18 protein-coding genes are annotated in these 15,883 nt (G+C 44.1%); 4 read left to right on the top strand and 14 right to left on the bottom strand.

The window, feature by feature from the left end; genetic code table 11:
* Positions 1-144 precede the first annotated feature (144 nt).
* The gene (locus tag NSS82_RS11795) at positions 145-948 is read left to right on the top strand and encodes an MBL fold metallo-hydrolase (RefSeq protein ID WP_036679389.1); all 804 of its coding nucleotides are present in this window, start codon (positions 145-147) and stop codon (positions 946-948) included.
* Positions 949-1,060: 112 nt separating this feature from the next.
* Here NSS82_RS11795 and NSS82_RS11790 read toward each other — a convergent pair whose 3' ends face one another.
* The 10 genes from NSS82_RS11790 to rpmG form a co-directional block, all read right to left on the bottom strand.
* Positions 1,061-1,696 (bottom strand): class I SAM-dependent methyltransferase, encoded by a 636-nt coding sequence (locus NSS82_RS11790; RefSeq protein ID WP_076272889.1) that lies wholly within the window; start codon positions 1,694-1,696, stop codon positions 1,061-1,063.
* 3 nt (positions 1,697-1,699) lie between these two features.
* A complete protein-coding gene (locus NSS82_RS11785; protein ID WP_038569788.1) occupies positions 1,700-2,065 on the bottom strand; it encodes a hypothetical protein in 366 nt (121 codons plus the stop codon).
* Positions 2,066-2,081: 16 nt separating this feature from the next.
* Positions 2,082-2,852: a GNAT family N-acetyltransferase gene (locus tag NSS82_RS11780; RefSeq protein WP_081386645.1), complete on the bottom strand. Its 771-nt coding sequence runs from the start codon at positions 2,850-2,852 to the stop codon at positions 2,082-2,084.
* A complete protein-coding gene (locus tag NSS82_RS11775) occupies positions 2,830-3,264 on the bottom strand; it encodes a DUF6157 family protein (protein WP_081386646.1) in 435 nt (144 codons plus the stop codon). The genes NSS82_RS11780 and NSS82_RS11775 overlap by 23 nt, the downstream gene beginning before the upstream one ends.
* A gap of 149 nt (positions 3,265-3,413) precedes the next feature.
* Positions 3,414-3,683, bottom strand: coding sequence for a 30S ribosomal protein S14 (rpsN, locus tag NSS82_RS11770; RefSeq protein WP_038569786.1), 270 nt, complete (start codon positions 3,681-3,683; stop codon positions 3,414-3,416).
* Between the two features lie 26 nt (positions 3,684-3,709).
* The gene (locus NSS82_RS11765) at positions 3,710-4,876 is read right to left on the bottom strand and encodes a metal ABC transporter substrate-binding protein (RefSeq protein WP_076272890.1); all 1,167 of its coding nucleotides are present in this window, start codon (positions 4,874-4,876) and stop codon (positions 3,710-3,712) included.
* Positions 4,866-5,732 (bottom strand): metal ABC transporter permease, encoded by an 867-nt coding sequence (locus NSS82_RS11760; protein ID WP_076098466.1) that lies wholly within the window; start codon positions 5,730-5,732, stop codon positions 4,866-4,868. The genes NSS82_RS11765 and NSS82_RS11760 overlap by 11 nt, the downstream gene beginning before the upstream one ends.
* Positions 5,678-6,385 (bottom strand): metal ABC transporter ATP-binding protein, encoded by a 708-nt coding sequence (locus NSS82_RS11755; RefSeq protein WP_036679376.1) that lies wholly within the window; start codon positions 6,383-6,385, stop codon positions 5,678-5,680. The genes NSS82_RS11760 and NSS82_RS11755 overlap by 55 nt, the downstream gene beginning before the upstream one ends.
* A gap of 218 nt (positions 6,386-6,603) precedes the next feature.
* Entirely contained in the window at positions 6,604-7,812 is a 1,209-nt protein-coding gene (locus tag NSS82_RS11750; protein ID WP_076272892.1) for a GTP-binding protein, read from the bottom strand.
* 48 nt (positions 7,813-7,860) lie between these two features.
* Positions 7,861-8,010: a 50S ribosomal protein L33 gene (gene rpmG / locus NSS82_RS11745; protein WP_076098468.1), complete on the bottom strand. Its 150-nt coding sequence runs from the start codon at positions 8,008-8,010 to the stop codon at positions 7,861-7,863.
* A gap of 203 nt (positions 8,011-8,213) precedes the next feature.
* Between rpmG and NSS82_RS11740 the strand changes: the two genes are divergently transcribed.
* Genes NSS82_RS11740 through NSS82_RS11730 form a run of 3 tightly spaced genes read left to right on the top strand, consistent with a single transcriptional unit; the run spans position 8,214 to position 11,154 of the window.
* Positions 8,214-9,242: a CobW family GTP-binding protein gene (locus NSS82_RS11740; RefSeq protein ID WP_036679372.1), complete on the top strand. Its 1,029-nt coding sequence runs from the start codon at positions 8,214-8,216 to the stop codon at positions 9,240-9,242.
* The gene (locus tag NSS82_RS11735) at positions 9,239-10,228 is read left to right on the top strand and encodes a permease (protein WP_076272893.1); all 990 of its coding nucleotides are present in this window, start codon (positions 9,239-9,241) and stop codon (positions 10,226-10,228) included. Before NSS82_RS11740 ends, NSS82_RS11735 begins: the two co-directional genes overlap by 4 nt.
* A gap of 50 nt (positions 10,229-10,278) precedes the next feature.
* Positions 10,279-11,154, top strand: a complete 876-nt coding sequence (locus NSS82_RS11730; protein WP_076272894.1) for a TIGR03943 family putative permease subunit — start codon at positions 10,279-10,281, stop codon at positions 11,152-11,154.
* Here the strand turns inward: NSS82_RS11730 and NSS82_RS11725 are convergent.
* The 4 genes from NSS82_RS11725 to NSS82_RS11710 form a co-directional block, all read right to left on the bottom strand.
* Positions 11,147-11,605, bottom strand: a complete 459-nt coding sequence (locus tag NSS82_RS11725) for a NusG domain II-containing protein (RefSeq protein WP_341109822.1) — start codon at positions 11,603-11,605, stop codon at positions 11,147-11,149. The two genes, NSS82_RS11730 and NSS82_RS11725, sit on opposite strands and share 8 nt — an antisense overlap.
* A 23-nt stretch (positions 11,606-11,628) precedes the next feature.
* Positions 11,629-14,733, bottom strand: a complete 3,105-nt coding sequence (locus tag NSS82_RS11720) for a PAS domain S-box protein (protein WP_076272895.1) — start codon at positions 14,731-14,733, stop codon at positions 11,629-11,631.
* 205 nt (positions 14,734-14,938) lie between these two features.
* Complete coding sequence (locus NSS82_RS11715) at positions 14,939-15,496, bottom strand: DUF2812 domain-containing protein (protein ID WP_036679361.1); 558 nt, start codon at positions 15,494-15,496, stop codon at positions 14,939-14,941.
* A complete protein-coding gene (locus NSS82_RS11710) occupies positions 15,493-15,822 on the bottom strand; it encodes a PadR family transcriptional regulator (protein WP_036679357.1) in 330 nt (109 codons plus the stop codon). The genes NSS82_RS11715 and NSS82_RS11710 overlap by 4 nt, the downstream gene beginning before the upstream one ends.
* Positions 15,823-15,883: the final 61 nt, after the last annotated feature.

Below are 15,883 nucleotides of genomic sequence, written 5' to 3'. Positions count from 1 at the left end.
CTCTCGCAAAACACGTCTAACACAGCCCTTCTTCAAGAAATCATGAGAAGGGTTATTTGCCATACCTTTTTTTCTTTAAAAGAGGTCATACTACTGTGTGTAAATATATTGTGTAGTACTAAAGAACGGGTCAGGAGGCGCAAGATGAAACTTAACGGAATACTGTCAAAAGGCTATACCGATACTTGGAAAGTGGCCCCTGGTGTCATTGGACTTCGCACTATGTTTGTAAATGTCGCATTAATTGGCCAGCCCTCTTCGGATTGGGTTCTTGTAGATACTGGTCTTAGCTCATATACAGGCAATATTATTGATTTTGCTACGGAGCATTATGATAAGCCTCCGGTGGCAATTATCCTGACGCATGGGCATTTTGACCATATTGGGGGTGTGAAAAGGCTTGTTGAGGAATGGAACGTGCCTGTATATGCTCATCCGCTAGAACTACCTTTTCTGACAGGTAAAGAAGATTACCCTCCAGCCGATCCGGCCGTAGGCGGCGGGCTTATGAGCATGATATCCCCTTTATTTTCACATCATGGCATTGATCTTGGTTCAGCCGTTCACCCCTTGCCGGAAGACGGGACTGTCCCTGGTGCGAAGGGCTGGGAATGGATCCATACCCCTGGACATAGTCCCGGGCATATCTCCCTGTTCAGGCCTGAGGATAGAGTCCTGATCGCTGGTGATACGTTCCTTACGGTCAAACAGGAATCCGTATTTGCAGTGGCTACGCAGCATCAGGTGGTGCATGGCCCACCCTCTTATTTCACGACAGACTGGGAAGATGCCGAGAAATCAGTCCGTACCCTTGCCTTGCTGAATCCACATCTTGTTCTTTCGGGACATGGAGTACCCATGGAAGGTGAGGAGCTGTCTACCCAGCTTGCTCATTTATGCAAAAATTTCAAAGAAATGGCGCTACCGGGTCAAGGTAAATTTGTGTAAATAAGGTATTCCTGATCATCGAGCAGAGGTCTAGGGAAAAAGTCCCTATAATTCATTTGATATAGCCGATTCTACGGATATTCAACGAAATTATAGGGAGTTCCTCCCTATATTATTTGCTAAGTGCAGATTTACGTGCGACTATATATCTCAGTATGTATTGATGTTTTTTTCCAAGCGGCCCACATAAAGTCTCCATACATGAGCCGGTCGTAATTATTTTCGTACCTGCAAAATGTTGTCTTAAATCTTCATCACTAAAAAAATGGGCATATTTTCCCTCTTTGTATTCGTAGGTTCCCGGTTCCAAAAGTGTTCCACAGCCGTTGTTCGCATCCTCATCGGAAAAACTGGTAAAATAGAGCAAGCCATCCGGCCGCAGCTGTTCCAGACAATTAGCTACGAGCCTGCGGCGATCCTCTTCGAGAAATAAATGCAACACGTCATAGCAGTAGACAGCATCAACCTGTACTTCAGAAATAGTATCTAATACGGAACCTGAGATAAAATGGCTCTTGGGATCCCATTCTGCCGCCATCCTTAACGCATCCTCGCTTAACTCAACGCCTAAGGTCTTAAACTCATCTGAGAACACCTTCGTATTTCTTCCGTATCCCGCACCCGGGACTAAAACTGATTTCACGTCATATTGCCGAAATATCTCCCTTGCTGCCTGGGCTGTAGGACTAGGTTCACTCCCCCAGATCATGCCTTCCTGAGCAAATCTTCGACTCCAGTATTCGGACATAGATTAGACCTTCTTTTTAAATTTATTCGCTAATTTCATCGCAAGGAATTGAGGGATCAGGTTTAGCATACTAAAAAATAAAAACGATCCTGTAGGTCCAAGTGGTTTGAAAAACGTCCCGTCCCAACCGCCTTCTCCTGACAATTTGCTAATAAAATAATACGAAACAAACGCAGAAGCGATATTCCCAATGACTACAGCAATTATATTATTAGACCATTTTCCCAAAAAAGCTATTAGCGATGTTATGACGATCATCATTAAATAACCAACCATTGAACCATTATTGAAATCTTTATCCATCGCGAAATATACAAATGGAAAACAGTACACACTAATGATCAGGAGATTTAATCCTAATTTTCTCACCGCATCCCCTCCTCAGCTAGTTTTTCACTCTATACCAATACTGATAAATCTCCTTAAAACCCAGCTTGTCATACAAGGCTGAAGCCCGCGTATTCGCTTGCACAACTTGCAGAAAGGAAGTTGTTGCTCCCTTTGCTCTACCCCAATTAAGCAACGCTAGCAGCAGCTGTTCCGCCATTCCCTTTCTACGATGAGCAGGGGAAGTGACAATATCATACAGACCCAAGTATCCATTCTGAATCACACCAAGTCCGCAGGCGGCAGGAACACCATAATTAAACAACAGGACATAACCCTGCTGCAAATGTGATGCAGACAACATTCTAGTTAAGGTTTCCCGGTTCTTGCCAGACAACCCGGTAAGCTCACTGAAGGCGTGCAGCCACTCTTCAGTCAAGCTCTCCTGCATCTGAACCGTATAACACAGATCGGGGCTCGCTAAGCCCCCCAGATCAAGAAGCCTTACCGATGAAGGCTCGACAATTGTATAATCGCGATCCGCAAGCATCTCATCAAGCTTTGCCGGCTGGATATAGGGGGTTATTTTGAACACTGGCTGTAGTCCAGCATGCTCATAATACTGCTCCGCAAGCTTGATTTGTTCTGCGAGATCAACCTGAGAGCTGTCAGCCCCGTATAATGGATTGACCGAATTGGCCCTTTTTGTATAACCAGCTGCCGTACGTAGAATCCAGCCCTGCAGGAGAACGCTCTGCTCCGCAGGCCAAGTATTAAGTGTGATTTCTTCTATGAATTTATACAGCTTATTCCTCTCCTCTTGAAGCACGTTTGTTACGCATCGCAGGCAGTAATTTCACAGTTCCCTCCTCTTGGGAAGTGAAATAGTCATAATCGGGAGACTCTTTGCCATAAAGAGCTATTTTACCCTCACCGTTATAATGAACACCCCAACCAAACCGCTTCGGCAGCAGTGAAGCCCTTAGACAAGGATGATTTTTGGAAAATAGCTCGTTCCATATTTGTTCCTTACGGGCCAAACGTTCTTCCTGTGGAATTTGTTTATGGCGCACATGAACCTCGTACAGAAGTTCTTCATGATTGTATTTGTAGGGCTCATTAATTAACAGTTCATATTGAATCACATGTGCAGGCGGGAGCGTTCGGCAAGACATCGGAGGAACTCCGATTTCCTCAGGGCAGTCCTCTGCTACACGAATAAAAGTATCGGTATAGCTCATTTGCATCACCTCCATATTAAATAGAAATATATTCCTTCTATGATAAATCATTTTCCTATTCTTAGCATAGCCGAATTTTCTAAAGTCCATGATGGATGAGCAGCAAAAACGGCCAATCCTCTAAACTACGGAGGATTGGCCGTTCTCATTTACCAACTCGACTTGGTAATACCCGGAATCTGGCCTTTATGCGCCAATTCGCGGAATACAATTCGGGAAACATTAAATTTGCGCAAATAACCTCGAGGTCTGCCAGACACTTGGCATCTATTTTTTTGACGAGTTGCGGAGGAATCACGTGGCAGCTTTTGCAAAGCCATATAGTCCCCTTGTTCCTTTAGTTCTTTTCTTTTAACAGCGTATTTGGCGACTAGTGCTTGTCTCTTCAATTCTTTCACAACTTTAGATTTCTTGGCCATGTTCGTTCTCCTTCCATCCTTTAAATCTACTCGTTCAATGCACTCTTCAAGGCTTCCAGGTTCTGACGCATGATTCCTAAATAATCCAGGTTTTGACTGCGATCTTCCTCTGTTAATCCTTCAATTGGGTTTAGAACGGCTGCTTTGGCACCAATCTCTTTTGCTATTGTGTCTGCCACACTGGAGGATACAAGTGTCTCGAAGAAAATCGTCTTCACTTTATGCTCTTTCGCAAACTCCACAATCTTACTCATATTTGCGGCAGAAGGCTCCTGCTCCGGAGATAGTCCGGCAATCGGGACCTGAGTTAATCCATACTGCTTGGCAAGGTAACCAAAAGCCGCATGCTGAGTGATAAAATCCTTGCGTTTAGTATCCTTAAGACCGTCCTTAAATTCTTGATCCAGTTGCTCCAGCTTAGCTACATAAGCCTCTGCATTTGTCTTAAAATCCTCGGCATGTTCAGGTGCGGCAGCAGCTAAAGCTGCTTCAATGTTACGCACTTCTTGAATGGCTAGTGTAGGATTGAGCCACACATGCGGATCTAATCCACCGTGATCATGCGAATGCTCTTCATGAGCATGTTCTCCTTCTTCATGCGCATGTTCTCCTTCTTCATGCGCATGCTCCCCTTCTTCATGAGCATGCTCTCCTTCTTCATGAGCATGCTCCCCTTCTTCATGAGCATGCTCTCCTTCTTCATGAGCATGCTCTCCTTCTTCATGAGCATGTTCTCCTTCTTCATGGTGGTGGTCAGCTTCTTCCTCTTCCGTGCCTTCCATGATGTCCAGACCCTTGCTCGCTTCTACAGTAATTAACGGAGTGCCAGATATACTTTCCAGCACCTGATCTACCCAGCCTTCCATTCCTGCGCCATTATAGATCAGCATATCCGCATCTGAGATTTCTGCCATATCTTGTGCAGTCGGTTCCCAATCATGGGGTTCGATTCCTGCCGGTATGAGTGCTTCCACGTCCGCCAGATCTCCTGCCACATTTTTGGTAAACTCGTAAATTGGATAGAAACTGACTTTAATATTTAGTTTAGATGACTCTGGAAGGGCTGTGGCTTCTGCGGCTCCAGAAGCATTCGTAGTAGTAGAAGAATTACTGGCATTATTATTACCGCAACCTGCGGCAATAAGTAACGCGGACAGGGACAAAAGGGCTAAATGATGGATTCTAAATTTCATTGAGAGTTGTAACTCCTTTTCTGGAAATAGATTTATGAATTCGCCGACGATTTCTAAGTCGGATCAGCTTCTGTACCAAAATTGCGATTAATAAGAACGATAGCAGTATAAGAGCAATCGTCCCACCAGGCGGTGTATTGATGTAATACGAGGCACTTAGGCCACTAAAAACGCCGAGTAACCCTACGCCAATTGATATCAATATAGCTGTCGTGAAACCAGACGCTATACGCAAGGCAATCGAAGCTGGCAAAACAATAAGCGCTGAGACTAACAGCACTCCAACAACTGGCATCGCAGCAGCTACTGTCATTCCAGTTAGTACAGCAAACGAAAATGATAACCAGCCCACATGAACTCCACTAATACTAGCGGTCTCTTCATCAAAGGTCAGATTATATAAAGATCTGCGTAACACAATAAAATAGACCAGACCGATTACAGCAACCACAGCGATAATCTTTAGTTGAGTGTCGCTGACCGCAACGATGGAACCAAACAGATAGGAACTGAAGCTTTTACTTAAATTCTGCTTTAAGCTCATAAGTACAACTGCCAATGCTAATCCAGAGGTCATAATAATAGCTACCGGAAGCTCGCTATATGTACGATAAGAACGTCGAAGCTGTTCGATGACAATACCACCGAGAATCGCCACCATGAAACCACTTAGTGCCGGATTAAGCTGAAGTATTGAGCCTAGTGCTACTCCTGCAAGCGAAACATGAGAGAGGGTATCCGCCATTAGGACCTGACGGCGAAGCATGAGATATACCCCGAGCAGCGGACCAATAATGCCAATTAAACCACCGGCCCAAAATGCACGTTGCATGAATTCGTAACTAAACATTGCCAACCCTCATTCTCCTTTCGTTCCAGGCTGATCAACGTATCCAGATAGGAACTGGTCTCTTCCAGGCCATGCGTCACCATGATTACGGTCCGGCCGTGTTCACTGACATCATGGCGCATCAGCTTATAGAACCCAATGCGACTGTCCAGATCCATTCCCGTAGTAGGTTCATCGAGAACCAATATCTGCGGCTGTTGTGCCAATGCTCGAGCGATGCAAATCCGCTGCTTCTGGCCGCCTGACAGTTCTCCTATCTTCCGGTCTCGCAAATGCCACATATCCACCTGCTTTAAACTTCGCTCGACGATCTCGTCCTGCTCAGGTGTAAAGCGTCTAAATAATCCCAGCCTTGGATAACAACCCGAGCGAACCAGTTCGATCACCTTACTTGGGAATCCTGCGTTAAAAGAAGCTACCTGCTGTGGAACATAGCCGATAACCATCTTTCCGTTATCTGATAACTCTTTATTCAACTGAACCGTTCCACTCCATGGACGAAGCAGGCCGAGCATTAGCTTCAGCAGGGTGGTCTTAGCAGCTCCATTGGGTCCCGTTATACCAATAAACTGTCCGGTATGAATATCTAATGAAATGTTATCAAGGACAGCTTCATCTCCATACCCGAACACTACATTCCGCATGGATGATAGGATCATCGTTACTCGCCTCCCTTCTGACTGATGTTATGTCCATCTCGGATTAAATCGTAAATCTTACGATTTAACAAATTTGATAATATCGTAATCATTACGATTTGTAAACCCAAAATTAAAAATTAATCGTAATAATAACTATTAGACCTCTTTTTCATACAGCAAAAATCCGGAATCCCACCTTCTGGATTCCGGATTTCCATCGCTAATTTACTAAGTATCTATTCCTCAGCAGCCGCAAGGAGTTCTTCAACAGGCCACGGAAGTGGATTGTTGAACTTTGTCCAATCCTGCTTCAGCTCCTCCACCGTCAGCAAACATCTGTCCAATCTGGCTTCGAGTTGTGCCTGATCTATATTTACACCGATAAATACGATTTCATTTATTCTATCGCCCCACTGCTCGTCCCATTTCGCCTGCAGCTCAGGTTCACTTTCCAGTACCTCCAGCTGCTGATCCTTAGGCATTGTAGCCAACCAGTAGCCAGCAGGTCCGAACTGAATGGAAGGTCCTGCCTGACTTATAGTAGCTGCAAGATCACCTTTTGCAGCTACCCATGCCACACCTTTTGCCCGAACGACCTCTTCCGGCCAGTTGCTAAAGAAAAAACTTAATCTTTGCGGGTGGAAAGGTGTTCTCCGGCGATAAACAAAAGAAGAAATTCCGTATTCCTCCGTTTCAGGGGTATGGGTCTCTTTATTCAGCTCCGCGATCCAACCAGAGGATAAGCTTGTTTTCTCAAAATCAAACAATCCGGTATTCAGAATTTCCTTCGGATCTACTACGCCTTTAATCGTGCGGATCAGCTTGGCAGACGGTTGAAGCTTACGGAGCACAGCTTCAAGCTTGTTGAGTTCATCTTCTTTCAACAGATCACACTTATTAAGCAGCAAGACATCACAAGTTTCGATCTGATCAATAAGCAGATCCACAATATCGCGGAAATCTCCTTCGCCAGCCGTTTGGTTGCGGTCCATCAGACTATCACCAGAAGAGAAGTCATGCCAGAAACGCCCAGCATCCACAACAGTCACCATCGTGTCTAATTGAGCAAGCGAAGTCAAATCAATATCCAACTCGGGATTGGCATAGGTAAAGGTCTGTGCCACTGGTACAGGTTCGCTAATGCCTGAGGATTCAATCAGGATGTAATCAAATCGCCCTTCCGCAGCCAGCTTTTGTACTTCGACAATCAAATCATCACGAAGCGTACAACAGATGCAACCATTAGACATCTCAACTAATTTCTCTTCTGTTCTAGAAAGCGTATTTCCGGACTTCACCAGATTCGCATCCACATTGACTTCACTCATGTCATTTACAATAACAGCTACTTTAAGCCCGTCACGGTTGTGCAGAATATGATTCAGCAGCGTTGTTTTCCCAGAGCCCAAATATCCACTGAGCACGGTAACAGGGAGCTTTTTCATCTATACCACTCCTATCGTTTATAAAATCAAGATTAAAAGCCTCCGCCCTTAACGGGTTTCGCGATGTAAGGTTACTCTCTTTAGGCGTGGACAATATTTTTTCATTTCCATACGCCCTGGATGATTTCGCTTATTCTTGGTAGTGGTATAGTTGCGATCTCCTGTCTCCGTACATGCCAAAGTAATGATTACTCTCATCGTTTCCATCTCCTTTTGATTAAATCGTAATAATTACGATTAACACATCGTACACGGTTTATTCACAATCTGTCAACTATGATCTTGTAAAAATTTCAACTCTCTTAATTTTGTGGTCTTTCTGGTGGACAAATTACGTATAGATGGAATTATAAAAAATATGATTCTTGTAATTCCTAGAGAATCAGGCAGGAGTGGAGATCATGAAGATACCAGTAATTATTTTGAGCGGGTTTCTGGGGAGCGGGAAGACAACTCTGCTGTTGTCCCTGCTGAAAGAAAGCAAGGTAAGAGGGCTGAATCCAGGAGTAGTAATGAATGAACTGGGCAAACGGGATGTGGACGGGTATATTCTGCAGGAGCATACCGGTACAGCTGTAACTAAACTGCTGGACGGATGCGTATGTTGTAGCCGTAAAGAGGATTTGGCAGATAGCCTGATGGTGCTGCTGAGAGGACGTCCAGATGCCATTTACATGGAGTTGACCGGCGTCGCCGATCCTGAAGAAATCGCCAAAACGTTGCAGGAAACCCCTCTACAGGATCTGGTGGAGCTGCACTATACCATCACTCTGTTAGATGCGGAAAATGCTCTGGAATATAACAGCAGACTCTCCTCTGACAAACAGCTCGTTCGGACCCTGCGTAAGCAGCTCTCCACAGCTGATCTTATTGTCGTTAATAAAAGCGATCTCGTAGAGCCGGAAACCTTATGGAGAATTGAAAAGGGAGTTCGTAAACAAAATACGGAGGCTGAAATTGTATACACCCATTACAGTGAAATCAACCTGTCTCCGATATTGTCAGGAATAATCCCACGTAAAATTATAGCTCCGGCTCCACAGCGAGCGCCTCAAACCTTCAAAGGAGCATCACTGAAACAAATGCATTCAGAGCATGGGGGAACCGCTGTAAAAGAGCTGCATGAGGAGCAGCACGCTTCTTTCTCGCAGGTAACAGCCATCACGTTAACCATTCCGCAGGTAAGGACAACTATGCCTTCTAAAGAACGCCTAGAGGCCTTCTTCCAAGAATGGGGTGACAATCTATTACGTGCCAAGGGGCATATTCTTTTGTCCGAACAGGAGCCGGTTCAGCTTGTTCAATATGCGGGGATGCGTACTACCTGGGAAGCCTCTCGTTATCCTGGTATGCCTTATGTGGTGTTCATCGGGATGAATATAGATGAAGAACAGCTGGCAGATCGGTGGTCCGCCTTATTCGAGTTTTGACTACCTTTTCACCATTAAAAATACTGCCGTTGCTCCTCCCGATCTCGTTCCTGATTATCATTGGCTTTGTATGGCTGCCGAATCATCTGGAGCTGCTAGATAATGCATACATCGACACCTTCAAAACCGCTTTTATCGGCATATTGCTGGAAGCCTTGCCGTTTGTATTAGCAGGAGCATTGTTATCTTCACTGCTTCGCGTCTTTATCCCGGATGAAATGATTTCCCGGTGGATTCCGCGGCGACCTCTTCCGGCCATTCTGTTCGCATGTCTGCTCGGAATTATTTTTCCGGTCTGCGAATGTGGAATGATCCCGCTCGTCCGCCGACTTATCCATAAAGGTATGCCTGTTTACGTGGCTATCGTGTTTATTTTGTCCGGACCGATCCTAAATCCTGTCGTCTATGGGGCGACCATGACAGCATTTCGCAGCCACTCGGAGCTGGCCTATGCCCGTATGGGTCTGGCTTTTGTTGTAGCCTGTCTCATAGGTTTGATAATCTACGCAACGGTTAAAAAATCTCCCATCCGCCTAAATGTTCAACGTGAAACAGGGGAAGCTCATCACAATAATTCTCGTGGGGGAAAAATAACCGCTGTCTTCGTCCATACCTCAGATGAGTTTTTTGAGATGGGAAAATATTTAATTATCGGTTGCTTATTAACCGCTGGCATTCAGACATTTATGGTTCAAGACAGTCTGGCTGCGATCGGAGCCAAGCCGCTGGGTTCATATTTTTTCATGATGGGACTGGCATTTGTGCTCTCACTTTGCTCCACCTCAGATGCCTTTGTAGCTTCCACCTTCGTACATTCTTTTCCATCTGGTGCTCTGCTCGCTTTTATGGTATTCGGACCGATGCTGGATTTCAAAAATTCATTGATGTTGCTCTCACTGTTTAAGACCAAATTCGCTCTTTATTTGTTCTTTCTGATCTTCGCAAGCGTGTTTATTGGGGCGGTATTCATGTCCTTGTGGCTGTAATTCATAGAGGTGGTAAGCTGTTGCTTACAACATGGGTAGGAGGATAGAGCATGAATGACTCTCGAAGCATCCGGTTTCACTATTTGTTAAGGGCGGTCATTCTGCTCGCTTTCGCCCTCTATATCGGATATCTGGTACAGCAGGACGCTTTGCATTATTATGTAGCGCCCAAGCTGGCACGCTGGGTTCAATTATGTCCAATCCCGCTGACACTTATGGCGCTCAGTCTGGCCGTACAGGCTTTATTTGGCAAGGGTAGTGTTCTCTGTGACTGCGAGCATCGGCTTCCACATTCTTTTTTCAAAAGTACAGCGCTATATGGATTATTCCTTTTTCCACTGCTGCTCGGATTTCTCCTTCCGGATCGCGCTTTGGGAAGTATGGCCGCTGCTAAAAAAGGAATCTCCCTATCCTCCTTGCCCACTGAAGCTAAAAATTCCGCGAGATTCGAGTCCATTGATCCTTACCATGAGGAGCTTACCGAGCTGGCCAAGATCCTTTATGCACAACCTGTGGTCCCAGTTTATTCAGCGATTTTCTCCGAAACCTTAGGTGCCCTTGAGATGTACAAACAACAATTTGCAGGCAAAGAAATTACTATTTCCGGCTTTTTATATCGTGATCAAGGTGAACATTCAGAGAATTCTTTTGCCATAGGTAGATTTCTGGTCCAATGCTGCACTGCCGATGCTACACCCTTTGGGATATTAGTGGATTCCGGCAAACTAAAAAGCCTGCCTACCGATACCTGGATAGAGGTCCGGGGCAAGCTTCAAGTTGTTCCCTATAAAGGTCAAGAAATTATGCAAATTAGTGCTGAGTCTATTACACCTATCAAACAACCCGCAACACCTTACATTTACACCAGTCCTGACTCTATCACCGCATGGAAAGAGTTAGAAGGTTCAACTAAGATTACTAAATAATCGCATCTAGCTCATCCTCATCATTCTCAGACTTATTAGGATTAAATACTTCTACCATAATACGGGCTGGAATACAAATAATTTGCTGTTTGGGTCTTGAGATGAACCCCATTTCCAAAGCAATTCTTAGGGGAGCATCAGAATAGGTCATTTGGATTCCATAATCAAACACCTTTAGCGTATTGTGGCCGAATTTCGTTTGAATATCTATAATTTGTTCTTCTTTAGTCAAAGAAACGGTTTTGTACTCTTTACCGTCCACCGTAATTATAGCTTTCAAATCACCTTGCTGATACTGCTCATTGCTGCTGTCCCACCACTTCATGCCATAAATCAAGCCCGCAGCTAACAAGGCTATCACAATAATTAAAATATCCCCGCGCTTCATTGTTAACAAGGTAAGAATCCTTTCATGACAAATAATATACGTAATGATTACGATTAATATCAATATATTAATCATAACCCTATTTGTCAATGATGCTCACCTAAACGAATTTGGGCAGACCATTCTCTTAATACCCGGTCGAGCTCTTTTATCGAGATGGGTTTAGAAATGAAATCCTGCATTCCAGCACTAAGACACATCATCTTATCTTCATCTCTTGCAAAAGCTGTAGCCGCAATGATAATTGGAGTCAGCCCAAGCTTCTCACGTATGATTCCCGTTGCTTCAATTCCATCCATAATAGGCATCTGAATATCCATAAATACCAGATCATAATGATTGGAAAGCACAGCCCGAACCGCTTCCTCACCATTTAAAGCGATGTCAGGAACATATCCCCTCTTTTTCAGATAAGCCTGCATAAGCTGCTGATTCACAGGATGATCTTCAGCAATAAGAATGGACATCGGTCCATACTCACCGGTAGTTAACTCTTTAACAGCAGATTTATCATTTCTGACCACATCTGTTGAGGCGTTGACGGTCACTTTCTGATCCCATTCCTCTTTGGGTAGAGAGACTTCCACTGTAAAATAAAACTCCGAGCCTTCATCCTCACAGCTATTGACACCGATAGATCCGCCAAGAAGCTCGGCCAGCTTTTTACTTATGGCAAGTCCAAGCCCAGTTCCACCATATTTACGATTGATCGACGGATGCAATTGCGAGAAGGATTGAAATAATAAACCTTGGCTGGAAACTGGAATCCCCAATCCTGTATCTTTTACGATAAATTTCACGATAAGATTTCCGGATGCCTCTGAAGCTTCTAACATAACAGAGATACTGATTTCACCTGTCTCCGTAAATTTCACTGCGTTCCCAACCAGATTTACGAGAATTTGACGCAATCTCGCCCCATCAGTCATGATGACGGCTGGAAGCTCAGGAGATAGCTCGCTAGTAAGTAAAAGCCCTTTCTCCTTAACCTTCGGATAAAACAGTTCACAAACGTTTTGTATCACTTCATGCAAATCCACCATTTGTAGTTCAAGCGTCATCATGCCTGCTTCAATTTTGCTGAAATCCAGCACTTCATTCAGAATATGAAGCAATGCCTCACCGCTTTTGTTAATGATCTGTGTGTAGTAGCTTTGCTCTTCATCCAGCTCCGTCCCAGATAAAAGATCAGCCATCCCAATAATGCCGTTCATAGGCGTGCGCAGCTCATGGCTCATGATCGCTAGGAACTCCGATTTTGCCCGGTCCGCTTCCTCGGCAGACTCCTTCGCCCGCACAATCTCCTTCTCCTCCGTAATATCTCGAAAGACGACAACCGCCCCAATCCGTTCATCACCATCAAACAGTGGGGTCATTCGATATCTGACTAAAAAGCTTGAACCATCCTGCCTCCAAAACACACCCTCCCTATCTTCAATAGTGAGATTACTGGAGCGTGAAGGAAGCAGCGTCTTCTGAATTCCTGTAAAAGACTCGTTATCCAGCCAGGTTTGGTGAATCGCATGAAATTTGCTGTTTCCCCACTCAGTAGGATCGAATCCCAACATAGTAATGGCTGCTGGATTAATGAACATCGTGTTGCCTTCAAGGTTCATCCCAAATATGCCTTCAGAGACCGAATTCAAGATCAGCGCATACTCGTTACTTAATTTCTGTATTTCTTCAAAATGACGCGTACGTTCCCCAATGTCGCGGGTTACACAGACAAGCTCCTGATTCCCGCAGGTCTCAGAGTAAATATACCGCAGAGTCGTTTCTGTCCAAATAAAGGTTCCGTCTTTGCAAAAAAACCGGAGAATAACAGGCTCAAGCTTCTTCCCTTCCATACAATTGCTGAGATATGAAGTTAATTTGATTCTGTCCTCCGGATGTATGTAATCAATCCCTCTAGTTCCGCACATTTCTTCTGGTGCATAGCCAAACATAGTCTGGCAGATGGGTGAGGCATACAGATAGGTAAAGCTCCCGTCCGCTGCATTACGTGAAATGAAGTCCATAGAATTTTCTGAGATCAGACGATAGTTCTGCTCACTTTCCCGCAGTTGTTCTTCCATTCGTTGACGTTCGGTCACATCCTGGGCTATCCCGCTGATCTGCAGCAGTCTTCCTTCTTCATCTGTAATCACTTCCCAGTGCACATCCAGAAACTTCAGCTCTCCATCCGCACTATGAATACGGACCGTTGCTTCGCCATTAGCCCCATTCTCCATGGATTGATGTACTAACCGTTCAAGTCTGATGAAATCGTCAGGATCAATGCAAGCAAAAACACGTCTGTAATCAAAATAAGAATGATTGCTCTCATCTTCCAAAAAGCCAAAAATATTACGCATCTCTCTGGAAACCGTCAGCCGTGATTTTGTCATATCCCATTCCCAGGATCCCATCTTCGCAAGGTGTTGAGCTTTAGCCAGCATATCCTCGTATTTCTTGCGCTGAGTAATATCGCGACCAATGGTTAATATCTGTTTAATGTTCCCCTGCTCATCACGTACCACTTGGGAAGAACTCTCGATCCACAAATAATGTCCATCTTTATGACGGGCTCTACGAGTAAATACGTCCGTATCCGAATATAGCTTGCCTTGTTCAATCATCTCAAGAGCATCATCTACGTGATAATACTCGGGTCTTTTGGTACCTATCATTTCTTGTGCAGAATAACCTAACAGCAGCTCCACTGAGGGAGATACGTAGTGCAGTGTTCCGTCAGGATCGCCAAAAGAAATCATATCCGGTGTATTTTGCGTGATCAAATTATATAAATGCTCATCTTCCTGAATCTTCTGTTCAGCAAGTTTTCGGTCAGTGATATCCGTTAACTCAGAAATCAGGACATAGGGTTCACTGGAATTCTCCTGATAGATTAAAAATATATGTTGGGCTACCCAGATGATTTCGCCATCCTTACGCAAAAACCGCCGTTCTTTCTCCAATGCAGTCCCAGGCTCAGCTAGCAGATCGTTCAGGATAACGGAATGATCGTTATTAGTTTTATCTTCCGGATACACAAGATCCAGATAATTTATATTCAAAAGATCTTCTTCTGCATAACCAAACATTTGGCATAGCGCAGGATTCGATTGTAATAACGTCCCATCCTTCGGAGAGACTACCGCAATCCCGATAGAAGACCGTAAGTATAGCTGCTTAAAAAGAAAATCAGACACCTGTAAGCCTCCTCTTTTGAAAATGGGGGACTATATTAACAAACTTGTAATAATTTCAGTATACCTTTTTTTCGGTAAATAAGCTTGATAGTTGAGTCCTAAATGATAGACTGGTAAATTTCGCAGTAAAACTGCGCAAAAATAAACAGCAAGTCTCCCTTTGAAAAGGAAACTTGCCGTGTGTGCATGTTACAACTCTAAAGTCCTATTCTATTATCAAATTTTCCAGCTGAAGCTTCTTAATTTTCTTACGGATAGGTGCACCAATAATTAAAAAAACAAGACCTAACAAAATCAACATTCCGCCCATTATTACGTTTACTATACTGAGATCCTGTGATGAAAAAGAATAATTTATTACACCAATCATCACATTAAATAGACCTAAAATCAACTCTAGCCACATTACAGATTTCCATAACCTGTTGATTCGCTTATAGTGTTTTATTCTGGATTCCAGATCTGTGTAAATATCAAACGGACCTTCTCCCGACTTCTTTCTAAGGTAAACCCAGCGCATGTAAGTACTAACACAATCTATACCGTTTTCCTCTAAAAACTTGAGATATTTGATGCTATCCGGATGATCAGGCATGTTATCTAAAAGCTCAATTCTATACGTGTACTCATTATTGGGGGTCTCTGTAAACACATATTTGCACCAAGATAATTCTGATAGAGCCATCCCCTTCGCAGACATTTCATTAAGCCACTTTTCTTCCTTCTCATAATCCCAAATCAGCTTGCGAACCACATGTTTCATTTGGACTCACCTCCAGCTATTCTCTTCCCATTCGCTATCAATTCTTCCAGACGGATAATCTCTCCCTGAATCACTGACTTTCCTAAGTCGGTAATTTCGTATTCTTTTCGACGGGAACCTTGCTCCCCTTCCACTGCTTTTATCCAGCCTTTTTCCAGTAAAGTGTTAAGTGCTCCGTATAAAGTGCCCGCGCCCAGATCAACCCGACCGTTACTTAAGTCCTTCACATTCTGCATAATTGCGTATCCGTGCATTGCTGTATATAGAGACAATAAGATATAAAATACAGCTTCAGTTAATGCGCCTCTTTCTGTGCTTTCAGGCATCATTTCATCCCCATTCTATTACTGTTGTCGATATATCGGCTTCCGTAATACCATTATTACG

This window comes from Paenibacillus sp. FSL H7-0735 (genome assembly GCF_038008505.1).
Taxonomy (GTDB): domain Bacteria; phylum Bacillota; class Bacilli; order Paenibacillales; family Paenibacillaceae; genus Paenibacillus_AQ; species Paenibacillus_AQ odorifer.
This window is presented reverse-complemented; position numbering and strand designations above follow the sequence as displayed.